At 46.6% G+C, this 24,745-nt stretch carries 23 protein-coding genes; 14 read left to right on the forward strand and 9 right to left on the reverse strand.

Going from position 1 to position 24,745, the window contains the following annotated elements; translation table 11 throughout:
• Positions 1 to 37 precede the first annotated feature (37 nt).
• The 3 genes from P2W83_RS08505 to P2W83_RS08515 all read right to left on the reverse strand — a co-directional run bounded on the left by P2W83_RS08505 (position 38) and on the right by P2W83_RS08515 (position 3,117).
• Positions 38 to 1,702, reverse strand: a complete 1,665-nt coding sequence (locus tag P2W83_RS08505; RefSeq protein ID WP_276133291.1) for a glutamine--tRNA ligase/YqeY domain fusion protein — start codon at positions 1,700 to 1,702, stop codon at positions 38 to 40.
• A gap of 54 nt (positions 1,703 to 1,756) precedes the next feature.
• On the reverse strand, positions 1,757 to 2,359 hold the full coding sequence (locus tag P2W83_RS08510; RefSeq protein ID WP_276133292.1) for a hypothetical protein: 603 nt from the start codon (positions 2,357 to 2,359) through the stop codon (positions 1,757 to 1,759).
• Positions 2,360 to 2,472: 113 nt separating this feature from the next.
• On the reverse strand, positions 2,473 to 3,117 hold the full coding sequence (locus tag P2W83_RS08515; RefSeq protein WP_276133293.1) for a hypothetical protein: 645 nt from the start codon (positions 3,115 to 3,117) through the stop codon (positions 2,473 to 2,475).
• An 88-nt stretch (positions 3,118 to 3,205) separates the two neighbouring features.
• Between P2W83_RS08515 and P2W83_RS08520 the strand changes: the two genes are divergently transcribed.
• The 11 genes from P2W83_RS08520 (at position 3,206) to P2W83_RS08570 (ending at position 17,268) form a co-directional block, all read left to right on the forward strand.
• Positions 3,206 to 3,631, forward strand: a complete 426-nt coding sequence (locus P2W83_RS08520; protein ID WP_276133294.1) for a cobalamin B12-binding domain-containing protein — start codon at positions 3,206 to 3,208, stop codon at positions 3,629 to 3,631.
• Positions 3,632 to 3,655: 24 nt separating this feature from the next.
• Positions 3,656 to 4,435, forward strand: a complete 780-nt coding sequence (locus P2W83_RS08525) for an enoyl-CoA hydratase/isomerase family protein (RefSeq protein WP_276133295.1) — start codon at positions 3,656 to 3,658, stop codon at positions 4,433 to 4,435.
• A 33-nt stretch (positions 4,436 to 4,468) separates the two neighbouring features.
• The gene (locus P2W83_RS08530; protein WP_276133296.1) at positions 4,469 to 5,449 is read left to right on the forward strand and encodes an outer membrane beta-barrel protein; all 981 of its coding nucleotides are present in this window, start codon (positions 4,469 to 4,471) and stop codon (positions 5,447 to 5,449) included.
• 162 nt (positions 5,450 to 5,611) lie between these two features.
• Positions 5,612 to 6,190 (forward strand): Holliday junction branch migration protein RuvA, encoded by a 579-nt coding sequence (gene ruvA, locus P2W83_RS08535; RefSeq protein ID WP_276133297.1) that lies wholly within the window; start codon positions 5,612 to 5,614, stop codon positions 6,188 to 6,190.
• A 14-nt stretch (positions 6,191 to 6,204) separates the two neighbouring features.
• The gene (gene sov / locus P2W83_RS08540) at positions 6,205 to 13,608 is read left to right on the forward strand and encodes a T9SS outer membrane translocon Sov/SprA (protein WP_276133298.1); all 7,404 of its coding nucleotides are present in this window, start codon (positions 6,205 to 6,207) and stop codon (positions 13,606 to 13,608) included.
• Positions 13,609 to 13,723: 115 nt separating this feature from the next.
• Positions 13,724 to 14,674 carry a 1,2-phenylacetyl-CoA epoxidase subunit PaaA gene (paaA, locus tag P2W83_RS08545; RefSeq protein WP_276133299.1) on the forward strand — a complete coding sequence of 317 codons (951 nt, stop codon included), beginning with the start codon at positions 13,724 to 13,726 and terminating at the stop codon, positions 14,672 to 14,674.
• Positions 14,675 to 14,721: 47 nt separating this feature from the next.
• Entirely contained in the window at positions 14,722 to 15,024 is a 303-nt protein-coding gene (gene paaB / locus P2W83_RS08550; protein ID WP_276133300.1) for a 1,2-phenylacetyl-CoA epoxidase subunit PaaB, read from the forward strand.
• 22 nt (positions 15,025 to 15,046) lie between these two features.
• A complete protein-coding gene (gene paaC, locus P2W83_RS08555) occupies positions 15,047 to 15,868 on the forward strand; it encodes a 1,2-phenylacetyl-CoA epoxidase subunit PaaC (protein WP_276133301.1) in 822 nt (273 codons plus the stop codon).
• A gap of 93 nt (positions 15,869 to 15,961) precedes the next feature.
• Entirely contained in the window at positions 15,962 to 16,477 is a 516-nt protein-coding gene (gene paaD, locus P2W83_RS08560; protein ID WP_276133302.1) for a 1,2-phenylacetyl-CoA epoxidase subunit PaaD, read from the forward strand.
• Between the two features lie 42 nt (positions 16,478 to 16,519).
• On the forward strand, positions 16,520 to 16,861 hold the full coding sequence (locus tag P2W83_RS08565) for a hypothetical protein (protein WP_276133303.1): 342 nt from the start codon (positions 16,520 to 16,522) through the stop codon (positions 16,859 to 16,861).
• Entirely contained in the window at positions 16,861 to 17,268 is a 408-nt protein-coding gene (locus P2W83_RS08570) for a DUF3887 domain-containing protein (RefSeq protein WP_276133304.1), read from the forward strand. Before P2W83_RS08565 ends, P2W83_RS08570 begins: the two co-directional genes overlap by 1 nt.
• On the opposite strand, the gene rnc is transcribed toward P2W83_RS08570, so the two are convergent.
• From rnc to P2W83_RS08590, 4 genes are all read right to left on the reverse strand, one after another.
• The gene (rnc, locus tag P2W83_RS08575) at positions 17,269 to 17,985 is read right to left on the reverse strand and encodes a ribonuclease III (RefSeq protein ID WP_276133305.1); all 717 of its coding nucleotides are present in this window, start codon (positions 17,983 to 17,985) and stop codon (positions 17,269 to 17,271) included.
• A gap of 3 nt (positions 17,986 to 17,988) precedes the next feature.
• On the reverse strand, positions 17,989 to 19,248 hold the full coding sequence (gene fabF / locus P2W83_RS08580) for a beta-ketoacyl-ACP synthase II (protein WP_276133306.1): 1,260 nt from the start codon (positions 19,246 to 19,248) through the stop codon (positions 17,989 to 17,991).
• 30 nt (positions 19,249 to 19,278) lie between these two features.
• Positions 19,279 to 19,515 (reverse strand): acyl carrier protein, encoded by a 237-nt coding sequence (locus tag P2W83_RS08585; protein WP_276133307.1) that lies wholly within the window; start codon positions 19,513 to 19,515, stop codon positions 19,279 to 19,281.
• A 110-nt stretch (positions 19,516 to 19,625) separates the two neighbouring features.
• Positions 19,626 to 20,297 (reverse strand): ABC transporter ATP-binding protein, encoded by a 672-nt coding sequence (locus P2W83_RS08590; protein ID WP_276133308.1) that lies wholly within the window; start codon positions 20,295 to 20,297, stop codon positions 19,626 to 19,628.
• Between the two features lie 214 nt (positions 20,298 to 20,511).
• Here P2W83_RS08590 and P2W83_RS08595 point away from each other — a divergent pair, with 214 nt between their 5' ends.
• From P2W83_RS08595 to P2W83_RS08605, 3 genes are all read left to right on the forward strand, one after another.
• Complete coding sequence (locus P2W83_RS08595; RefSeq protein ID WP_086100095.1) at positions 20,512 to 20,733, forward strand: DUF2795 domain-containing protein; 222 nt, start codon at positions 20,512 to 20,514, stop codon at positions 20,731 to 20,733.
• 445 nt (positions 20,734 to 21,178) lie between these two features.
• Positions 21,179 to 22,651, forward strand: a complete 1,473-nt coding sequence (locus P2W83_RS08600) for a fatty acid cis/trans isomerase (RefSeq protein ID WP_276133309.1) — start codon at positions 21,179 to 21,181, stop codon at positions 22,649 to 22,651.
• Between the two features lie 47 nt (positions 22,652 to 22,698).
• The gene (locus P2W83_RS08605; RefSeq protein WP_276133310.1) at positions 22,699 to 22,896 is read left to right on the forward strand and encodes a hypothetical protein; all 198 of its coding nucleotides are present in this window, start codon (positions 22,699 to 22,701) and stop codon (positions 22,894 to 22,896) included.
• On the opposite strand, the gene P2W83_RS08610 is transcribed toward P2W83_RS08605, so the two are convergent.
• A complete protein-coding gene (locus P2W83_RS08610; protein ID WP_276133311.1) occupies positions 22,893 to 23,621 on the reverse strand; it encodes a phosphatase PAP2 family protein in 729 nt (242 codons plus the stop codon). The two genes, P2W83_RS08605 and P2W83_RS08610, sit on opposite strands and share 4 nt — an antisense overlap.
• Positions 23,622 to 23,688: 67 nt before the next feature.
• The gene (locus tag P2W83_RS08615; RefSeq protein WP_276133312.1) at positions 23,689 to 24,705 is read right to left on the reverse strand and encodes a c-type cytochrome; all 1,017 of its coding nucleotides are present in this window, start codon (positions 24,703 to 24,705) and stop codon (positions 23,689 to 23,691) included.
• Positions 24,706 to 24,745 lie beyond the last annotated feature (40 nt).

Consider the following 24,745-nt stretch of genomic DNA (forward strand, 5'->3'; position numbering starts at 1 on the left):
TTGTTATGCATTGCCCTTTTTCTTATTGCTTTATCTATTATTGTTTCTTCGCTTCCTTGGCCCAGGTATCTTTCAAGCCCACGGTGCGGTTAAATACGAGGTGTTCCGGGGTTGAATCAGTATCTACACAGAAATACCCTTTGCGGAGGAACTGGAAGTGATCGCCGGTTTGAGCGGTGGCCAGTGCTGGCTCTATATATATCGCTGGCAATATGTGTTTCGAGTTCTCGTTGATATAGCTTTTGAAATCGCCTTCCTCGCTCGATGGGTCTTCTACCTTAAACAGGCGGTCGTACAACCTAACCTCAGCGGTTTTCGCATGTGGTACGCTCACCCAGTGGATTGTTCCTTTCACGTTGATACCGCTTGTATCATGTCCGCTGCGGCTTTCCGGTATATAAGTGCAATGGACCTCTGTCACATTGCCTTCGGCGTCCTTTTTGAAATCCTCACATTTTACAATGTAAGCACCCTTCAGGCGTACCATCAGGCCGGGACCAAGGCGGAAAAATTTCTTTGGCGGGTTTTCCATGAAGTCTTCGCGCTCTATCCACAGCTCGTTACTAAATGGAACTTTTCGGGTGCCGCCATTCTCGTCCTCTGGATTATTCTCCAGGTCAAGCTCATCGGTTTGGCCCTCCGGATAGTTAGTGATCACCAGCTTTATCGGGTCCAGCACCGCCATCATGCGGTTGGCTTTTTTATTCAAGTCCTCGCGTACACAGAATTCCAGCAGGCCCACGTCTACCATATTCTCTCGCTTGGCTATACCTACGGTATCGCTAAACTGGCGGATCGCTTTGGCGGTGTAGCCGCGGCGGCGCATACCACTCACCGTTGGCATACGGGGATCGTCCCAGCCATCAACATGACCTTCGTTCACCAGCTGTAGCAGCTTGCGCTTGCTCATAACGGTGTACGTCATGTTGCGGCGGGCAAATTCGTACTGCTGGCTGGGGTAAATACCCAGTTTTTCGATGAACCAGTTATATAATGGACGGTGATGTATAAACTCCAGTGTGCAGATAGAGTGGGTGATATGTTCGATGCTATCGCTTTCGCCATGGGCAAAATCGTACATGGGATAGATGCACCATTTATCGCCTGTGCGGTGGTGGTGTGCATGCTTGATGCGGTACATCAGCGGGTCGCGGAGCAACAGGTTCGGATGTGACATGTCGATCTTGGCGCGGAGTGTTTTTTCGCCGTCTTTGTATTTGCCGGCGCGCATTTCTTCAAACAGCTTCAGGTTTTCTTCAATGCTGCGATCGCGATAAGGGCTGTTTTTACCCGGCTCCATAGTATTGCCTTTCATGGCGGCTATCTCTTCTGCTGAGCTATCATCCACGTATGCCAGTCCTTTTTTGATCAGGTCAACGGCGAAGCCATACAAAGTTTCAAAATAGTCGGAAGCATAGTACTCGCCATCCCACTGGAAGCCGAGCCATTTGATATCGTTCTTAATGCTTTCCACATATTCTGTTTCCTCGGTTACCGGGTTGGTATCGTCAAAACGCAGGTTGCATTTGCCGTTGTATCGCTTTGCCAGGCCGAAGTTGAGGCAGATAGACGAGGCGTGGCCTATATGCAGGTAGCCATTCGGTTCCGGCGGGAAACGCGTGTGTATATGTTCGTACTTTCCTTCTTTAAGGTGTTCTTCGATTATCTCTTCTAAAAAGTTGAGTGACCTTTCTTCGCTCATAGATGCTTGGTTGCGGAGAGCAAAGGTAAATGTTTGCATGCAGATGCCGCAGGGCTAAAAACGGTACAAGATGCCGGCGTCAGCGGAGAGCAAATAAAAGCGAGAACCGCCGTTCACTATATTGCTTATCATATGCTTGTAGGATATGCCTGCGATTGCCGAAAAAGCGCCGATCCTATACTCCAAAAACACTGACGCATCAGCAAATGCACCCATTTTTTTCACATTAAGAACGTCGTTAGTTTGGTCAGGTTCGCCGGCTGTTGTCATTGTTAGTTTTGCGCGTGTGTTGTATGAAGGGGCAATACCAACTGCAGGTACTACTGATAACCTTTGAGAAAGATCTATTTGGTACGCTACCCTGATAGGTAAATAGAGATAGCCAAATCTATAATGGAGGTTTACATATTTGCTGGCGCCCATGAAACCTACAATCTTAAATCCGGGGTTAACATAACCAAGGCCTGTTTCGACTCTTAGCCGACTAAACTCGATACCCGTTGCCAATTCGCCCTTATAGAATGTGATTGATGCAGGCCTGTCCATTAACTCGGAATTAAAGCTGCGGCCAATGCCCAAATGGGGCTTAATGTACCACGAGCGGGCAGAACTTGCAATAGAGAATGATAATGAGATTAGGATGAATAGCTTTTTCATGTGTAAGATGCTAGACCCTAATTTAGCTTAAATACCGACAACTCGCATATTAACGGCTATTTATTACTTGGTGCGGAGAGCAGGGTAAATGCTTGGAAAGAGATGCCGCAGCGTTAAAAATGGTATAAAATACCAGCGTCTCCAGAGAAGAAATAAAAGCGATCGCTCCCGTTCTTAAAAGTAGGATTAACCATACGTTTATATGATACACCTGTGGTAATTGATACTGGGCCAACCCTGTATTCTGCAAATAGCATTCCGTCGGCAAGCGCACCCAGCTTATTTACCTGTGGCTTGGCACTAAAGGGCGGGGGAGTTGTTCTTGTGGTAGTGACTATGCGCTCTGCCTGGATGTTATAAAGCGCGGCGATACCTGCAGCAGGAACAACTGAAAGCCCAGCAAATATCTTTATTCTATATGCTGCTCTTATAGGTAAATAGGCATACTTAAAGTTGTAATCGATGTCAGAGTGAGCTATTGCCTGCCCTGTCTGAAGATTGAAATCGTCTTCGAACGTTAATCCCTTAAGTTCGTAGCTAGGATTAAGAAAACCAAGTCCCGTTTCGATCCTGATCTTACCAATCTCTCTGCCTGCCGCTAGCTCACCCTTGAAGAACATAGACTTTTCATAATAGGATGGTGTCTGTCTGGTCAGTTTAGTTTGACCGATACCCACAGTTGGTTTGATATACCATGATTGCGCGACGGCGCTAATTGAAACAAAGATCGCTAGGAGGGGAAATAGTAGTTTTTTCATAAGGTTCGGTATTACTGATAGTCTAAAATACTCATTAGATGCAATCCAATCTATAAATTATTACTTTTATCCGCTTTTTCAACAAGATATGACAGATAAGATGCAGCGCCCCGTGCGCGTGTTGGTGGCAAAGGTTGGGCTCGATGGTCACGACCGTGGTGCTAAAGTAATTGCAACCGCCTTGCGTGATGCAGGTATGGAAGTAATATATACCGGCCTGCGCCAGACGCCCGAAATGGTGGTAGCGACAGCCTTGCAGGAAGACGTGGATGCCATCGGCATCAGCATTCTGAGCGGTGCGCATATGACAGTGTTCCCTAAAGTGATGCAGCTGATGAAAGACAAAGGGTTGAAGAATGTGCTGCTCACAGGTGGTGGTATCATTCCCGACGAGGATATGCAAAAACTCAATGAGCAAGGTGTCGGCAAACTGTTTGCTCCCGGAGCGCCTACTTCTGAAATCGCTGGTTACATTAACCAATGGGTGCACGAACACCGCAGCGAGTTATTTTAATTATCATCACATAAGAGATATTATATGTACCAGACGTTATTGACCGAACTGCAGGATGGCATTTTTACTATCACCATCAACCGCCCAGACAAGATGAACGCCCTGAACAAGGACGTGATCGCCGACCTGGGGAAAGCCATGGACGAGGTCTATAATAATGCAGAAATAAAAACAGCTATCATTACCGGTGCGGGCGAAAAAGCCTTTGTTGCCGGTGCCGATATATCAGAATTTACGAGCCTTAGAGGCGACGGTGGTGCCGACCTGGCACGCCTTGGCCAGTCAAAAGTGTTCGACAAGATCGAGAACAGCCCGAAACCTGTGGTGGCGGCGGTAAACGGTTTTGCTCTGGGCGGTGGCTGCGAGTTGGCGATGTCCTGTCATTTCCGCCTGGCCAGCGAGAACGCCAAATTTGGCCAGCCGGAAGTGAACCTGGGCCTGATACCAGGCTATGGCGGTACACAAAGGCTGACACAGCTGATAGGTAAAGGCAAAAGCATGGAGCTGATGATGACCGGCGACATGATCGGTGCCGACGACGCTAAGTCACTGGGTTTGGTAAACTACGTAGTGCCACAGGCCGAGTTATTGCCCAAGGTTAAAGAGCTGCTGCAAAAAATACAGTCAAAAGCTCCCTTGGCAATCACAAAAGTTATATCTTGTGTGAACGAGGCGGCAAAATCAGACCCCAATGGCTTCGAAAATGAGATCAAGCGTTTTGGTGAATGCTTTGATACTGAAGATGCTAAAGAGGGTACTGGTGCGTTTCTCGAAAAAAGAAAACCTGTATTTAAAGGAAAATAATTTTTTATCTTCAACGCTAAATTATTGTAGCAAATGCGGAAAAACATTGTCCGTAGCCTCTTAGCCCTGACTGTGAGCGCTGCTGCTTTTACAGCTGCTGCTCAGCCGGCAATACCGCGTGAATACGTGGAAATGCCCGGCTTTTCTTTGGGCATAAACTTTGGTATGACCGACCTGTGGGGCGATATCGGAACTCAAGGTATCGTTGATCACTATGGTAACAGCAACTACTGGGATAAGCCTTGCTTTATGGGCGGTATGTTTGGCCGTTACCTCGCTCACCCTATGCTGGCTGCACGTTTCGGTATCAACTATGGTACCTTATATGCAAACGACAACTGGAACCAGGATAAAGCTGAAAAAGCAAAATCTACAGAAGAAGATGCATTTCAGCGCTACCTGCGCAACCAGGACGTTCGCGCCAATATCTGGGAAGCAAACCTGATGGTGGAGTTCAACCCTTTGCGTGGCAACTCTGAATCAAGGGCTGCACAAAAACGCATGCAACCTTACATTTTGGCGGGTGTGGGCGGTTTCCACTTCAAACCTCAAAGCTCGCTGCTTAATGAGCGGACTGGCGACAGGAAATGGGTTGATGTACATGACCTGCACCTGGAAGGTGAGGGCCAGACGCCAACTGGAAAACCAACAGAACATTATTCGATGAAAACCTCGCTGTGGCAGCTTAATGTGCCATTAGGGTTTGGTCTGCGTTGGGATATCGGTGATCAATATGCACTGGGTATCGAATACCTTTATCGTATCACGTTTACTGACAGGCTTGATAACGTAAGTTCTGAGTTCGCAAGTAAAGATTATTTTGATCGCTACCTGCCACCAGAAAAAGCTGCTGTAGCCAAAGCACTCTATGATAAATCATACGAGCTCCAGCCAGGTATTGAGCGCAGGCAGTGGAGCACCCGCGGTAATAAAGAAGTAAAGGATGGTTACTCTTCGATATCCATCAGTTTCATATATAAGATTATGAATAATAAGAGCCCCTGGTGGTTCTAATTCGATAAAAAAATCATTATTTTACAGAGCGGTATGTTAACACATGCCGCTCTTTTTTTCAGAAGAAATGTGGCCGGTGCATTGTGTGCAGGGTGTATGCTATTACATACATATCTGTGACAATGTGTTTGGGCTAAAAAACTATTTTTAGAAACAGAGAATATGTTTGCTTACCTCAAAGGGACGATCACTTATAAAACCCCGTCGCTACTATATCTTGATGTGAATGGTATAGGATATGAATTGCATACAACATTGCAAACCTACGACAAGATACAGTCGCAGGAGAGTTGTAAGCTGTTTACCCATTTGCAGATACGCGAAGATGCCTGGGTGTTATATGGTTTTGCCGACGAGCAGGAGCGTTCTACTTTCAGGCTGTTGTTAGGCATAAGTGGTGTGGGTGCGGCTACGGCGCGCATCATTTTATCGTCGCTTACGCCCGCCGAACTTGACCGCGCAGTTTCGCACGAGGACAGTAAAGCGTTGGAGAAGGTCAAAGGTATTGGCGCTAAAACCGCGCAGCGCATCATTCTCGAGTTGAAAGGCAAGTTATCTGTTGAAAATAATTCTATGTTAACGTCGAAAGCCACGCACAATAGGACCGAGGATGACGCGTTATTTGCTTTGGTAAATCTTGGCATTAATAAGGCTGTAGCAGAGAATGCAATTAGGAAAATAAATAATGCTTCCTCTTTGTCTGTAGAAGATTTGATCAAACAGGCACTACGAGTGTTATAAACCTAAGAACTGAAGTGAAGGGACATAGCTATTTCGGATATAAATTTTTATTTTTCATTGCATTGGTTGTTGCTATAGCCAATGCGGCTGCGCGTGGGCATGACGAAGATTTTACCTTCGATAATCCAGACCCAGCTCCTGATACTCCGGCCACTGATACAACACGTCGTTTAAGGTTCCCGATATATGACCGTACCGGCGTTCCCGGCGAAAAAGTTCCTTCAAGCATCGATCTGAAAAGTCCTTCGAATGTTGAGAAATCGGTAGAATACGATCCCGAAGAAGGCCGATACTACTTTACTGAAAAAATAGGTGATGAGTTCATTCGAAACCCGAACTACCTCACCATGGACGAGTACCTGAAATACCAGGGCCAGCAGGATGAACAAGCTTACTGGAAACGCAGACTCGATGCCCTCACTCTTTTCAACAAGAAACCTCAGCTGCCTACCATGTACAAAGAAGGTCTGTTCGACCGCATCTTTGGTGGCAATACGATCTCTGTACGTCCGCAAGGTAACGTTGACGTGACCTTTGGAGGTAACTGGCAGAACATCAAAAATCCAACACTGCCTGCACGTGCACAGAAGTACGGCATCTTCGACTTCGACATGCAGATGAACATCAACCTGCTGGCGACTGTTGGCGATAAGTTGAAACTGAACATCAGCAATAATACCAAAGCAACCTTCGACTACCAGAACATACAGAAGCTGGAGTACACAGGTAAAGAAGACGAGATCATTAAAAAAATTGAAGCCGGTAGCGTGAGCTTCCCGCTCAATAGCAGTTTGATAAGCGGTGTGCAATCGTTGTTCGGTATCAAAACACAGCTGCAGTTTGGTAAACTTTGGGTTACTGGTGTCTTGTCGCAACAGCGCTCAAAACGCCAGAGCCTTACTATACAAGGCGGTTCGCAAACACAGCAATTTGCCATCAAGGCCGACGACTATGAAGAGAACCGCCACTTCCTGTTAGGTCATTATTTCCGTAATAACTACAACAAAGCACTGGAGCGCTATCCGCTCATCAGCTCTTTGGTGCAGATCAACAAGATCGAGGTTTGGGTTACCAATACTACCGGTGCCACCGAAGGTATCCGTAACGTTATTGCGTTTATGGACCTTGGTGAGGAGAATCCTTACAACCAGATGCACCGGGGTGCAGTAAGGGGAATACCTATGGGATTGCCCGACAATAGCCAAAACAACTTGTACAGCCAGTTGTTGCAAAACCCGCTTGCCCGTAACCAGGGATCCAACATCTCTGCAGTTCAGTCATTGGGTGACTCTAATGGTCGTGAGTTCTTCCCGGTTACTGCACGTAAGCTGAACCCGTCAGAATTTTCGTTTCACCCGCAACTCGGTTACATCTCGCTGAACACTCAGCTTAATCCGTACGACGTACTCGCTGTTGCATATCGTTATACTTACAACGGTAAAGTGTACCAGGTGGGTGAGTTTGCAGAAGATCTGCCACCAACCAACAACACCAACCAAAATTCGAACGATCAAAAAACACTCTTCCTGAAGTTGCTGAAAGGCACTGCACCCAATCCGCAGTTGCCCGTGTGGGACCTTATGATGAAGAACGTGTATGCTTTAGGTGGCCTTGGTGTTTCTAAAGAGGAATTCAGGCTGAACGTATTGTACCAGGATCCGGGCGGTGGTGAAAAACGCTATTTTCCCGAGGGACCGAATACAGGTAAGTTGCTATTGGAAATGTTCAACCTCGATCGCCTCAACTTCCAGAATGACCCCGCACCCGATGGTATATTTGACTTTGTAGAAGGTATTACGATCAACACACAGCAAGGCAAGATCATGTTCCCCTTGCTGGAGCCGTTTGGTGATGATCTGAAACCACAACTGGGAGGTGGATCTCAGCTGGATAAGAAATATCTCTACACTATCCTTTACGATTCAACAAAAACAGTAGCAAGGCAGTTCCAGCAAAACAACCGTTACGTCATCAAAGGTTCTTACAAATCTGCATCTTCTTCAGAAGTGTTCCTTGGTGGTTTTAATATCCCTCAGGGGTCTGTATCGGTTTCGGCTGGTGGGCAGAAACTGGTAGAGAATGTAGACTACCAGATAGACTATGGCCTTGGTAGGCTGAAAATATTGAACTCAGGTATCCTTAACTCAGGCATCCCGATCAATGTGCAGTATGAAGACAATGCAACTTTTGGTTTCCAGACACAGAACTTCATAGGGACAAGGCTTGATTATTATTTCAGCGACAAGCTTTCGATAGGTAGTACCCTGATGCGTCTTACTGAGCGGCCGTTCACGAATAAAACAACCTTTGGTGAAGACCCGATAAAAAATACAGTAATAGGTGTTGATGCGAACTACCAGTCTGAATTTCCTGCGCTGACGCGTGCGCTTGATCAGCTGCCGCTGTTTTCGACCACTGCGCCTTCGTTTGTGAATGTAACTGGGGAGGTAGCAGGCTTGTTGCCTAGTCACTCAAAGCAGATCAATGCACTCGATCCTGAAGGCTCCGTATATATTGACGATTTTGAAGGTACCCGTAGTTCATACGATCTGAAATTTCCCGCAACAGCATGGAAGCTTTCTTCTACACCGGTAGGCGCCCTTGATAAAACGAATAGATCAATATTGCCGGAAGCAACTGCCAGCGAAAACCTGGCATATGGCAAAAACAGGGCGAAGCTGGCCTGGTATTTCCTGGAGCCTACGCTGGTAGATGGGAACAACGGAATACCCGACCACGTAAAGAAAGACCCTAACCAGCACTACATCAGGTTGGTACAGCAGCAGGAAGTATTCCCCGAGAAATCTACAAACGCTTTACAGAATGCACTAAGTACACTTGATCTTGCATTTTATCCTAAAGAGCGCGGCCCGTACAACTATGACGTTACCCGCAGCGCGGTGTCAGAAGGTTTGAACCCGGATGGTTCGCTTGCACGACCTGAAACGAGGTGGGGCGGTATTATGCGCCCGATTGATAATAGTGACTTTGAACAGGCCAACGTGGAGTTTATCGAACTCTGGGTGATGGATCCGTTCATCAACAATCCGGATGCTAATGGTGGTTCACTCTATATCAACCTTGGTAACGTTTCTGAAGATGTATTGAAGGACGAGAGGAAGTTTTTTGAGAATGGTATTCCTTATCCCGAAGACAATACCAAGCTGGTAAAGACAGTTTGGGGCAATGTTCCGAAATTTTCAAATGAGATCACCAAGGCGTTTGAAACAGATCCAGCATCGAGAGCTTTACAGGATGTAGGCTATGATGGTTTGAATAATGAAGCTGAACGCAGCCATTTTGCTAACTACCTAGCGGCTGCTCAGGGAGCAGTTGATGCTACTGCTTACAAGTCTATCAACGACGATCCGTCAAGCGATGATTTCAAATACATTTATGATTACCCCGCAAGCACACCTGTATTGGAGCGCTATAAACGTTTCAGCAACCCACATGGTAACGCACCTGTGGAGTCAGGTTCAAATACTGGTCTTGCATCTGGTGGAACTAACGTACCGGAATCAGAAGATATCAACCGCGACAACACGCTGAACGTTGCTGAAGATTATTATCAATATCGTATAGACTTCACACCTGACATGCAGGTGGGTTCCAATTATATCATTGATAAGAAGACTACGCCTGTGAAGCTTCCTAACGGTACTACCGAAAATGAAACATGGTACCAGATGAAAATACCTATCCGCGAGTACAGCCATAAAATCGGTAATATTTCCGACTTCAGGTCTATACGTTTTATGCGTATGTTCCTGAATGGTTTTGAGGATAGCGTGGTGCTTCGTTTTGCGCGCATGGAATTGGGTCGTAACAACTGGCGCCGTTATCAATTCTCTATGCGTGATCCGCGTATCGTAGTTCCGATCACAGATCCGGATAAAACAGAATTTGCCGTTACATCAGTAAGTGTTGAAGAAAATACAAAACGTCAACCGATCCCATACCTGATGCCTCCGGGTGTAAGCCGTCAGAATGCACAGGTAGCCAGCGCGCAAACAGTGCAGCTGAACGAGCAGGCGCTGGCATTGCAGGTGTGCAACCTGGAAGATGGTGACGCGCGTGCTGTATTTAAAGAGGTGAGCGTAGATATGCGTCAGTTCTCAGGACTGCGTATGTTTATCCATGCTGAGTCTCGTATAGGCCAGCAGCCGTTGCGCGATGGCGATCTGCGTGCTGTTATTCGTATCGGTAGCGACTTTACGACCAACTACTATGAGTACCAGGTACCGCTGAAAGTAACTCCGAATGGTAACAGTTCGGCAGATGTAATATGGCCGGAGGAAAACCGCCTTGACCTTATACTCGAAGACCTGGTGAAGGTAAAAACCGAAAGGAATAACAAGGGTATACAAAGCTTCATTCCATACGAAACGGTAGATAGCAAGGGCAATATCATATCAATATTGGGTAACCCGAATATTGGCGAGGCCAAAACTGTGATGCTTGGCATCCGCAATCCGCTGAAGAGTGCAGAAACACCAAACGATGATGGCCTCGCAAAATGTGCTGAAGTATGGTTCAACGAACTGCGCATGATAGGACTGAATGAAAAGCCGGGTTATGCAGCAGCAGGTAAAGTGACTGTGCAACTGGCTGATCTTGGCAATGTGAATCTGAGTGGTAGTATGCACACACAAGGTTATGGTAATATCGACCAGAAATTGAACCAGCGTTTCCGCGATGATTTCTATCAATACAACGCGTCTACCAATGTCAACGTAGGAAAACTCATGCCGCGCAAGTGGGGCGTTCAGCTGCCTGTGTTTGTTGGATATTCAGAGAATATCAGCAATCCGCAATACGATCCGTTCGACCTGGACGTGACGTTCAAGGATAAGCTGGATAATGCGCGCGATCAGGCGCAACGTGATTCACTGAGGAAAATCGCGCAGGACTTCACATCTATAACATCATTTAACCTGTCTAACGTTCGCGTATTGGGTAATCCTGAAAAACAGAATAAGACAGTGATGCCGTGGAGTGTGAAGAACTTTGACCTGAACTATGCATACAACAAACAGTTCAAGCGCAACCCTATAATCGAGTCGGATGAACTGGTGAACCAGCGCCTTGGCCTTGGTTATACATACAATATTAAATCACGACCAATAGAGCCGTTCAAATCGTTAGTGCGTTCAAAGTCTAAATGGCTCTCACTGATCAAAGACTTCAATTTTAACCTGCTACCTGCCAACGTTTCCGTTCGTAGCGATATGAACCGCATCGTTGATGAAACAATGGTTCGAAATGTGTCTGACGCGATCGTTAAGATCAAACCAACTTATTTCAAAAACTTTACGTGGACCAGGTTGTATACTATGCGTTGGGAATTGTCACGCTCGCTGTCGTTCGACTATACTGCTACTAACAACTCGCGCATTGATGAGCCGATTGGACGTATAGATACCAAAGAAAAACGCGATTCGCTTATTGACAAGATCGAGACATTTGGTCGTAATACTTATTACACACAGCAGTTCAATGCTAGCTATAATGTGCCGCTGCAAAAGCTGCCGATCACAGACTGGACGAGCATCAGGCTGACTTACGGCGCTAACTATAGCTGGACCGCAGCATCGTTGTTGACAAAAGAGTTAGGGAACACGATCGGTAACACGCAAACCAAACAGGTAAATACCGAGCTTAACTTCCTGCAGCTCTATAATAAAAATCGCTGGTTGCGTGCAGTAAACCAGCCTAGACCAACCGGCCGCAATCAGCCGGATAAAAAAGCTGACGAAAAGAAAGTAAAAGACTTGCGCGCCAGCCAACGAAACAATAAGCCGGGCTCGTCGAAAACAGCAGATACAACAAAACCTGAAGTGATCAACACTGCTAATCTTACAGACAAGCAACTTGACTCTTTGCGCAAGTCGATGAAAGCGAAAGAAGTGGCGAAGAGTAAAGAGCAAAAGGCAAAAGAAAAGCGCGATCGCAAACTGGCTCGTCAAAAGAAACGTAACACGCCTATGTCGGTATCAGGAGGCGAACGTTTTGTTGGCAGGTTGCTGACAATGGTAAGGCGTAGCACTGTGTCTTTGACCGAGAACTCTGGTACCGTTTTGCCGGGCTATATGGATAGCACCAGGTATATGGGTGTAAACGACCAGACCTTGGCGCCCGGATTTGATTTTGTATATGGCTACCAGCCAGACAGAGCATGGCTCGAAACGCAGTCGTTCAAAAACCGTCTGAGCCGCGATACGCTGTTCAATTCACAGTTCCAGCAGCAGTACTCACAGAATCTGAATATTACAACAACGGTAGAACCGATCGCCGACCTGCGTGCAGACATCAGCTTTACACGTACGTTCAGTAAAACACATAACGAACTGTTCAAAGACACTACCAACAATGGCCTGCCGTTCACTCACAATAGTCCTTATGAAACTGGTGCCTTCACGGTTTCTTATATTGGTTTAGGTACGATGTTCAAACCCTCAGAGGTGAATTCTGGCGTTTATTTGCAGTTCCTTAAAAATCGTGAGATAGTTTCTGAAAGGCTTGGACGCAACAACCCGTATTCGGGTGGCATCCCTGACCCTGCCGATCCGACCTATTCAAAAGGCTACGGACGTTATTCGCAGGATGTGCTGGTTCCGGCATTCATAGCCGCTTACAGTGGTAAGAGCGCCAGCGACGTTGCGCTGGTCGACCACAACAACAATAATGTACGCAGTAATCCATTCAAATATTATACGCCTAAGCCGAACTGGCGCGTAACATATAATGGTCTGTCTAAGCTGCCAATGTTTAGCCAGTATATGAACAACCTGGTACTGAATCACACGTACACGGGTACGCTGGCAATGAATAGTTTTGTATCAGCATTGTTCTTCCAGGATATTTATAGTGTTGGCTTCCCGTCGTTCCTTGACTCTAACTCGGGCAACTTCGTACCTTTCTACCAGGTGCCGAACGTTACCTTCTCTGAGCAGCTGAACCCGATGATCGGTATCGATGCCTCGTTTAAGAATAATTTCACAGCACGTTTCGACCTGCGTAAAACACGTACTGTGGCACTGAGCATGGTAGACTACCAGGTGAGCGAAACAAGAAGTACAGAATATGTGGTTGGTGCCGGTTACCGCATTCGTGGATTGGTGCTGCCGTTCGAACTGTTTGGCGTGAAGAAACTGGATAACGACCTGAACATCAAAATGGATATAGGGCTGCGCGACGATAAGACCACCAACAATTACCTGGCGCAGAACATTGCGGTGACGACCCGTGGCCAAAAGGTGATCACTATATCGCCGTCTGTAGACTATATCATCAGCGACAAACTCACCCTCAGGTTCTTCTACGACAGGCGCCAGAGCATACCATACACCACCAACTCGTTCCCGATCACGACGACGCGGGCAGGCGTCACCCTCAGATTCATCTTTGCACAATAATATGTTTCCCGCCACACATGGCGGGAAACTTGTTTTATGATAAGTTAAGATGATATATATCAACCGCCAGTTTGGCGCTTAAATGTTATATTTGTACCTCAAAATTCATAGTGGAATGACTGTACAGTCGTTTGAAAAAGGCTTTAACGACAAGCTCGATAAGGAACTGACCATCGAGCCGCGTGACTGGATGCCGGATGACTACCGGAAGACACTCATCAGGCAGATATCGCAGCATGCGCATAGCGAGATAGTAGGTATGTTGCCTGAGGGCAACTGGATCACGCGTGCCCCATCGTTGCGTCGCAAAGCTGTATTGCTGGCCAAAGTGCAGGATGAAGGCGGTCATGGTTTATACCTATATAGCGCTGCAGAAACGCTGGGTATTACCCGCGACGAAATGCTGGATCAACTGCACACCGGTAAGGCAAAATATTCTTCGATATTCAACTATCCCACTACTACGTGGGCAGATATGGGTGCGATAGGCTGGCTGGTAGATGGTGCTGCCATCATGAACCAGGTGCCTCTATGCCGTACATCTTACGGGCCGTACGCGCGTGCTATGGTGCGTGTGTGCAAGGAAGAGAGCTTTCACCAGCGCCAGGGTTTTGAGATCATGCTAACGCTGGCAAAGGGTACCGAACAACAAAAGAAGATGGCACAGGATGCGTTGAACCGCTGGTGGTGGCCATCTATCATGATGTTTGGTCCTTCGGATGAAAACAGCCCGCACACAGAGCAAAGCATGCGCTGGCGTATCAAACGTTTTACCAACGACGAACTCCGTCAGAAGTTTGTTGACGTAACGGTAGAACAAACCAGGATACTTGGCCTCGAAGTGCCCGATAAAGACCTGAAATGGAACGAAGAGCGTGGTCACTACGATTATGGCCAGATCAACTGGGATGAGTTTTGGGCAGTGGTAAAAGGTCACGGTCCATGCAATAAAGAACGTCTCGAAGCGCGTAAGAACGCATGGGACGACGGTGAATGGGTTCGTGATGCTGCCATGGCTTACTCTCAAAAACGTAAAGAACGCGCTGCAAAAAAAGAAGCTGCATAAAATTACATTGGCTACTTCGGTAGCCAACGTTTTCAATAATTGTCCTCATGTCACAACAAACTGTAAATAAAGCTGAATGGCCTTTGTGGGAAGTGTTCATCCGTAGCAAAGCTGGCCTTGATCATAAACATGCCGGTAGCCTGCACGCTGCTGACGCACAAATGGCGATGGAAAATGCCCGCGATGTATACACCCGCCGTATGGAAGGTGTTAGCATTTGGGTGGTGGAAAGCAAATACGTTCATGCATCAGATCCTGGTGAAGCAGATTCTATGTACGAACCGGCTAATGATAAGATCTACCGTCACCCGACGTTTTATGATCTGCCTGATGAATTGAAACACATGTAGTTTTTGACCAACAACAAGAACAATGAGCATTCAGAAACTGCTTTACACATTACAGATCGCAGATAACGCTTTGATTCTCGGTCACCGCATCAGCGAATGGTGCGGACACGGGCCGATATTAGAACAGGATATAGCGATCACCAACACTGCGCTCGACCATCTGGGCCAGGCGCGTAGTTTGTACCAATATGCAGCCACTCAATTCAACGCATTATCGCCTGAAGAGAGGGCCGGCCTGTTTACTTCCGCGGCTTTACAAGCCAACATAGCAAACGGAAAACACATTGACGAAGACGACCTCGCCTACCTGCGTGATGGTTGGGACTTCAGGAATGTGTTGCTGGTAGAGCAGCCAAACAAGGATTGGGCGTACACAGTAGCCCGGTCTTTCCTGTACGATTGTTTTAGTTACTTCTTTTATTCGGCGCTGAAGAACAGCAAAGACGAAACACTTGCGGCTATTGCTGAGAAATCTCTGAAAGAAGTTACTTACCATATACGCTGGAGCAGCGAATGGGTTATCAGGCTGGGAGATGGTACGGAAGAAAGCCATGCGCGCATGCAGCAGGCGCTCAACGACCGTTGGGTTTATACCGGAGAGCTAGTGAAAATGAGCGAGGCCGATAACGCCATGCTGGCTGAAGGCGTGGGAGTTGACCTGAATGCAATTGTGACGCAATGGAAAGAGCGTGTAGCTGCGGTAATAGAAGAAGCGACACTGACCTTACCGCCCGATACCTGGATGCAGGAAGGTGGCAAAGAAGGCCGTCATACCGAACACCTGGGTTATATATTGGCTGAGCTTCAATTTATGCAGCGCGCCTATCCCAACATGGAGTGGTAGTTTTTAGCTGATCATATTTCTATAAAAAGTTTTGAGAAGGGTTGAAGGCACATTTAACTTATTGTGCTTTCAACTCTTCGTAATTTTACAACAATGAGCGCGAGCGCGAAGAACATATCTAAAGAGCAGGTGTATGAATGGCTGTCATCGGTCACCGATCCTGAGGTGCCGGTGCTGACTATTCAAGACTTGGGTATTGTTCGCGATGTGATCATAAGTACTACCGACAATGGGCAGCAAGAAATTGCGGTAGTTATTACGCCTACCTACAGCGGATGTCCGGCAATGGATGCCATCGCTCTGGGTATTAGGATGGCGTTAGTTGCTAAAGGCTTTCGTCACATAAAAGTAGAGCACCGCTTGAGCCCGGCCTGGACCACCGACTGGATGACAGAAGAAGGCAAACGAAAGCTGGAACAATATGGCATTGCTCCGCCTATTCGCAAAGCAGTCGATCCGCTGGGTCTTTTCGAGGAGGACAATGTGTCTTGCCCTCGCTGCCATTCCACTGATACAATACTTGTAAGTCAGTTTGGGCCGACTTCGTGTAAGGCATTATACAAATGCCAATCCTGCCATGAGCCGTTTGAGCATTTTAAATGCCATTAAGCCAGCAATTATTTGCTAATTTTATTTCAAGTTGTTTTTGCTATGTACGAAAACAAAAATGAATCGCTTGCACCTTTACACGTTTTTTACAGACGCATATTTCGAAACTTCTTTGTAGCGTCGATGATACTAGGCACCTGTCTGGGTATTGGTATATTGGGCTACCATTTCACCGATGGTATTCCATGGATAGATTCTTTGCATAATGCATCGATGATATTGAGCGGCATGGGGCCTGTAGTGGAGATACGCTCAAATGGCGGTAAAGTATTCTCTTCGTTCTATGCCTTGTTTAGCGGTGTAGCATTCATTACTAACATAGGTATCATATTGGCGCCTGCTGCACACAGGCTGTTTCATATACTGCATCTTGAGGAGGATTGATGATGAGATTCCTGCTGCTGTTTCTATTGTTTGTTTTTTTAGCATTACACCTGTATGCGCAACAGGAACCTCTTAACTACAAGACTGCAACGAAGGAGCTAAAGCAGGCCTATAACGACGGCTCTTATACGCGCTTCAGACTGATGTTGAGTGACCTTGTAGAAGAACAGATACCAATGCAGGAACTCGCTGCAGTATTCGATGCGCTGAAACCAACCTATGGACAGATAAGTGCCTTTCATTTTCTCGGTGTTGATGAACAGGGCGCACGTTATACGGTGAGATTTCAGAAAGGAGCGCTTGATGTGCTTGTACTGCTGGATAGCAGCAACAAAATATCGCGACTTGAGTTTGAACACTATAAAGAATTGATAAACGCCGCAGGAGTAAGCGGCAGGAAGCCTTAGTTATTTTACTTTCAGCTTCACCAGCGCTTTTTGCGCTGCTACCTGGCCAGCTTCTTTTTTGTTGTAGCCAGACCCTGATTCTACCAGTTCTCCATCCAGCATCACACCTATGGTAAACACTTTGCGCGAACCTTCTACTTTCTCATCCAGTGTGTCGAACGTGAGCACATAATTATTTTTCTGTGCCCAGCTCAATAGCTGGTTCTTGTAGTTGGTATCGGTGCTCTCCAGCGTTTCGATATCTATATAAGGTTTGATCACCTGTTTGAGGATGAACTTGCGTGTACGCGAAAATCCCTGGTCCAGGTACACCGCGCCTATCAAAGCTTCCAGGGCATTACCGAAGATGTGACTGCGGCTCAGGCCACGGTCATTTTGATTGTACTGTACCAGTTTGTTAAGGCCCATGCGTAGCGCTACGTTGTTCAACGTCTCGCGGCGCACGATGCGTGAGCGCATTTCTGTCAGGTAACCTTCAGGCTGCGTGGGATATTTTTTGAACAGGTATTCGGCTACAATAGAGCCTAAAATAGCATCGCCCAAAAATTCAAGACGCTCATTGTTTTGAGCCAGTTCTTCAATTTTTGAGCGGTGCATTAAAGCAAGCTGGTAATACGGTAGATGCTTGGGGGTGTAACCCAGCAAGTGCTCCAGTTGTAATACCAGCTGCTTGTTTGGAGAAAAAAAATGTAGTATCCGTGCCGTAAACCGACGCAAAGCTTAGTCCTCGTATTTTTTGAAGATCACAGATGCATTATGGCCGCCAAATCCAAACGTATTGCTGAGTGCCGCGCGTACTTTCTTTGGCTGTGCTTTATGAAATGTGAAGTTCAATCGTGGATCAAAAGCCGGATCGTCTGTAAAATGGTTTATCGTAGGCGGAATCAGGTCATTGACCGTTGCCATGATGGCGGCAATGGCCTCTATGGCTCCGGCAGCACCCAACAGGTGACCGGTCATAGATTTGGTAGAACTGATATTCAGGTTGAACGCATGGTCGCCGAATACACGTTGTATAGCGGTCGTCTCGCTGATGTCGCCCAGAGGTGTTGAAGTTCCGTGCACATTGATGTAGTCAATGTCTTCAGGTTTCATACCCGCGTCTTCCAGCGCGTTCTTCATTACATTATAAGCGCCCAGTCCTTCCGGGTGGGGAGCTGTAAGGTGGTGTGCATCTGCACTCATACCGCCACCAGCTACTTCTGCATATATCTTCGCACCGCGGGCCTTAGCGTGCTCAAGCTCTTCCAGTATCAGGCTTCCCGCACCTTCACCCATCACGAAACCATCCCTGTTCAGATCGAATGGGCGGCTGGCTGTTTTGGGATCGTCGTTGCGTTCAGACAGCGCTTTCATAGCATTGAAACCGCCAATACCTGCTTCTGTAACTACAGCTTCAGAACCACCACATACAATAGCATCAGCTTTACCCATTCTTACATAGGTAAAGGCATCTATGATACCGTTGGTAGACGAAGCGCAGGCACTTACAGTAGCGAAGTTGGGACCGCGGAAACCATACTTCATAGAAATATGACCCGGAGCAATGTCCAGGATCATCTTAGGAATGAAGAATGGGTTGAACCTTGGTGTACCATCGCCGGCGTTGAACTGGCGCATCTCTTCGATGAAGGTGATCATACCGCCGATACCTGATGCCCAGATGACACCAACACGGTCTTTATTGATACCTTCTCCGTTGATGCCGGAGTCGTTTACTGCTTCAGCAGCAGCAACCAGTGCGATTTGAGAAAAACGGTCGAGTTTACGAGCTTCCTTGCGATCCAGGTAGTCTTCCGGATTGAAGTTCTTCAGCTCGCACGCAAACCTTGTCTTAAACTTGCTTGCGTCAAATTGTTTAATGAAATCGGCGCCCGAAACTCCATTAATCAATCCTTGCCAATATTCGGGCAGCGTGTTGCCTAATGGCGTAAGGGCACCGATACCGGTAACGACAACGCGTTTTAACGGTAAATTCATTAAGTACAATTCAGAGTTAGTGTAGAAAAATTACTTTACGTGTTCTTCCAGATACGCGATAGCCTGGCCAACTGTTGTGATGGTTTCAGCTTGCTCGTCGGGGATAGAGATGTTGAATTCTTTTTCGAATTCCATGATCAGTTCTACTGTGTCAAGAGAGTCAGCGCCAAGGTCGTTGGTAAAGCTGGCTTCAGGAGTAACTTCTGATTCGTCAACACCTAACTTATCAACGATGATTTTCTTAACGCGATTTGCAATTTCAGACATGGCTATGCAATTTAATTTTATGGTGCAAAAATATACTTTTTGGTAAAAACGAAAAGATATTCTCAATAATCTCCTAAAATCCTTGTTTGATAAGGGTTTCGGGCTAGTTATTAGTGCTTATTTATATGTTCTTCCACAATGTTGCCATCCCGCATTTCCAGGGTCCGGTCGGTCATTTCGGCCAGTTCTTCGTTGTGGGTGATCATCACAAAGGTCTGCCCCAGCTGGTCGCGAAGATCGAGAAAAAGCTGGTGGATGGCCTTGGCATTGGCGCTGTCCAGGTTGCCGGTAGGCTCATCGGCCATTACTATCGATGGTTTGTTGACCAGCGCCCGGGCTATGGCTACCCTTTGCTGCTCTCCGCCCGATAATTCGGAAGGTTTGTTCTCCAGCCTGCCACCTAACCCTACGGTCTCGAGCATCTTGGCAGCCGCATCCAGGGCTTCTTTCTTGCCGCTTCCGCCTATCCACAGGGGGACGGCTACATTCTCTATAGCGCTAAACTCGGGCAGCAGGTGATGAAACTGGAATACGAAGCCTATATGCTTATTTCGGAACTGTGCCTGCTTTTTGGCCGGCAGCTTGAAAATATCGGTACCGTCTATTAATACACTGCCGCTGTCGGGTTTATCCAGCATGCCCAGCAGGTGCAGCAAGGTACTCTTTCCGGCGCCCGAGGGCCCCGTTACCGATACGATCTCTCCTTTGGCCACCTCAAGCGATACGTTATTTACTACAGTCAGCGTGGAATACTTTTTGATTAGGTTACTGGCAGAGAGCATAGTGTAAAAATGTCTCAATTTAACAGTAATACAAAATAGTTTGGCAGTAAGATTGTGGCTATGAGATTTATGAGGACCTCGAAAAATAGCCGGTTAGATTAAGCAGGTATTAACTATTGGACCATATACACACCGCAAAACCTAAAAAATTTGTATTTCTTGTTTGAAAACTTACATTTGCCAAAATTAACTATACAATAAAACGTTTTATAATATGTTTTGGACACTAGAATTGGCATCACACCTCGAAGACGCACCATGGCCTGCTACTAAAGACGAGCTGATCGACTACGCTATACGTTCAGGCGCTCCGCTGGAAGTGGTAGAGAACTTACAGGAACTGGATGACGAAGGAGAGATCTACGAAGGTATCGAAGACATCTGGCCTGACTATCCAACACAGGAGGACTTCTTCTTCAACGAAGATGAATACTAAAAGCACAACAATATTTTGAAGATCCCCGTTGCGATGCGGGGATTTTTTATTTTGTCACCCGATCAATCCCGCTTACAGGTGAAAACTCTATACCGTATTCTTACTATCCTGTTTTGGATTTCTGTTGTGTTCAGCACCATAATTTTTGTGCGCACTATATTGGGTGGACCCCAAACTTCCGATCCGGTTTTCAAAACAAGTTTTATTATAGGTGCACTTCTCGGCGCATTGTGTATGCCAATTGCTATTTGGTTTGTTCGGTATTTTGTGGGCAAGGCAATCGCTAAGCATGCAGCTAAATAAACCGAAGCGCATCATGGAGCCACTTGTCTATAGCTTAATTCGGAGATTTAAGTGTTGTCAAACATTTTATGTGCTGTCAGGTGTTCCACCTGACAGAGGATAACTTTTAAAATTTCGTATATTGTAGTATAACCTATTCTCTATGTTACTACGCCTTATCGTTTTCGGTGCCAGCTGCCTTCTTTTCATAGCAGCCTGCAAGCACAAATATCCCGTACCAAGAAAAAATCCCGTATCTATCGACACTACCACTTATGGTGGCTTCCCGGATGAGGTTGGGAAGATAGTCCGCTCTAAATGTGTGGATGGTTGCCACGATGCCGTCGCGCATCTAAGCGATCTGCGACTCGATACCTGGGACAACCTTTTTTATGGCGGCGCTCATGGAGCCTCGGTTGTACCTTACAGTACAGCATACAGCCTGTTGCTTCACTACATCAACACCAATCCTGCCAACGGCCCGGTGGCAACACCTGGCATGCCCTACGAACTACCACCCCTTAGCGATGAAGAATATAATACCATAAAAGAATGGATAGCCAAGGGCGCACCCGATCGCAACGGTAGGATCGCTTTTGCAGATAATCCCGACTCACGGCAAAAGATATACGTCACGCAGCAGTGCGACCAGCTAGCGGTGATAGATGCGGAACGTATGGTGGTGATGCGCTATATCCCTATTGGTAAAACACCCGGCGTTGCTGAGAATCCGCATTGTGTCAGGGTTAGTGAGGACGGGCGATTTGCTTTTGTAAGTTTCAGAAGTGGAACTTTTCTTCAAAAAATAGACACCCGCATAGACAGCGTAGTAGATGAAGTTGACCTCGGCGATGTGAATTGGGAGATATTATTGCCGTCGCCCGATGGAGATAGCGTAATGGTAAGTAATATGTCGGGAGGGTATACGAGCATCGTCGACGTTGTCGCTAAAAGCAGGATAAAGATCCCACAAGGTGGTGATCCACACGGACTGGCTGCACTACTTGGGTTTGACAAGTTTTTTATTGCTATTCAAACAGGTAATAAAGTAAAGAAGATATCGTTGCGCAATCCAACTGTCAATAAAGAATACACTTTGGACGGGAGGCCGCCGTCTGCAGTACCTTCTTATGATTCGCACGAGATAATATTGTCGCCAGACAATGATAAGGTGTTCATTACCTGCCAGGGCGTAGACTCATTAGCCGTAGCTGATACCTCGATGAATATCCTGAAGAAGATCAAGCTGGGCAACTACCCCCAGGAAATGGCTATTTCGAAAAAGCACAATTACCTGTTTGTTTCCTGTATGAATGATCCATCGCCAAAAGCAACGGCGCAGGTTGAGTATAAAGGCTCTGTGTATGTGTTCAATTATAGAACGTTTGAGCAGGTAGCTAAGATCGAATGGGCCTTTATGGATGTGCACGGCATTTCGGTTGATGACCGCAATGACAAGCTGTATGTTTTTAGTCGCAATATTGGTCTGAAAGGTCCGGCGCCGCATCATATCTATGGCTGTGGAGATAAGAATGGTTTCTTTCATGTGTATGACATGGCCAATTTTACCGAGCCCTTGCAAGGCAAGAGGGAATTGCTGACCAACCCTTATTCTACCGACGTGAGATTTAAGTAAAGCGTAGTCGCTACATTTGCAGCACTATGGGTGTTTATTTTTTATTGATGGCAGCTGCGGTAGCCATTGTTGCCTTGGTGGTGATCAGGGTGATAACTGTAATAGTCGCTTCTGTTCGCAAAAAGAAATACCTGAATGCCGTTATCACTACAGCTATTTTACTAGGTTTCTTTGCATTTGTATACTTTGTAGCAATTAAAATGATAGACCTCGCCGATAAAGTGCTTCATGAAGGTCTTCGTTAAGGAGTAACGATAGTTTCCTTGATCATAGGATCCACTTTGTGGCGGGTGTATTTTTCCAGCTTGCGCAACAGCTTGAGCGAAATATATAACCAGAGCACGCCCATACAGTATCCCGCCAGCACATCGCTGGTATAATGCACATGCAGGTATATCCGGCTGATGCCTATCATCAACACAATGACAACAAAGACTGAAAACATCAACGCACGGGCTGTATTGTTTTTCACGGTATGCCAAGTGATGTAGCCCATCAACCCATAAAAAGTGACTGCATTCAGCGCATGGCCGCTGGGGAAGCTTAAGCCCTTAGCAGCTTCAAGCAGCGGCTCCAATGGCCGGGTACGGCCGAAAAAACTTTTCAAAAGGAACATAAGCATCACACTACTCAGTGCTATTACACCGATCTTCAGCGAATGCCACCTGTGCTTGTGGATGAACAGGAAATATGTTACTAAAACAAGGTTGGCAGGTATCAAAAAATAGTGAGTGCCTAAAAAAGTGAAAAACAACATGATGCTGTTGGTAGTAGGATTAACGAATTGGTGCATGAATTCATACACCGTTTGATCGAATGTTGTATCCTTCAGTATGAATACCCGCCTTACGAGATAAACGAACGCGACCAGTGCCAGGTAGAACAAGGCGGTCACGATCACCATCTCAACGCCAAACAGCGCCAGCTGTGCCCACAATTTTTTGGTTTTGTCTCTTACTACCCTGATCATCTGCACATGAGATAAAAAAAGTATGCTAGCACAAAACAAAAGCCGGTTACTTGTAACCGGCTTTATGTTAAAATATTACGGGTAGGTTATTAGCCTTGTGATAATCTATTATTGGTTGATACGGACCGAACTTATGTTGCATTTCGGAGAATGTATCTCTGTAAGGCCCCGTACCATAATCAATAGGTTTTACATCAATGCGTGAATAATCGGGATAGACAAGCGTCCTGGGTTTACCTGGTCTGGGGTGTATCTGGTCATCATTTACAAAAGCTGCAACATCTATCGCTTCTTCGTCCGTAAGCACCGGCTTGTCCCATTTAGCAATGTTATGCGGCATGTTGGCTTTTACAAATCGAGCCATTTTCAATACACGGTGTGTACTGGACCCCGACTGGTACGAATTCATACCCCAAAGAGGCGGGTATTGGTAGCTCGACGAATCGGGTTTCAGTAGACCTTGTCCCTCGGGTTGGTGACACGACGCGCAGTGTTTTTGATAGATCACTCTGCCATTTTCAGGCGATGCAGGCCTGTTGGGATATTCCAGTTCCAGCGCGCCATCGCCGGGTACATGACCGCCAATAGGTACAGAGTTGCCCAGCCATTTGATGTAACATTCCATGGCAATGATCTCCCTGCTGTTGAGCGACAAAGGTTTGCCATTCAACGGACGCTCAACGCAATTGTTGATCCGCTGTCCAAGCGACAATATTTCGTTTTCACGGCCGCGGTATTGGGGGTAGTTGGCGTGCGTGCTGAAATAATTGAAGCCGAATGGCCTTGTTCCACCATCCAGGTGACAGCTGCCACAGTTCAGTTTATTGCCTGCGTATTTGCCCACAATACCATTTGGGCCTATATAATGCGCTGTGTTAACGATCAGCTCCCTGCCGTAACGCACCAGCTCGCCAAAGGGAGTATTGGGTATAGTGCTTGTGTCCGGAGGTGTGAAAACGGCCAAAGTATCTTCAGGCGTCCTAGCTGTAGTAGCCGGAGGCACAACCGAGCTGTTGCACGAGTATAGTATTGCGGCAAGACCAGTAATACAGATGCATAGGGCTATTTTGAATCTGGGTATCATTCTTCTGAATCGTAACTAGTTTACTAGCAAGGTGTTCGTA

Origin of the sequence: Polluticoccus soli (genome assembly GCF_029269745.1) — a bacterium.
In the GTDB taxonomy this organism is placed as follows: Bacteria; Bacteroidota; Bacteroidia; order Chitinophagales; family Chitinophagaceae; genus Polluticoccus; species Polluticoccus soli.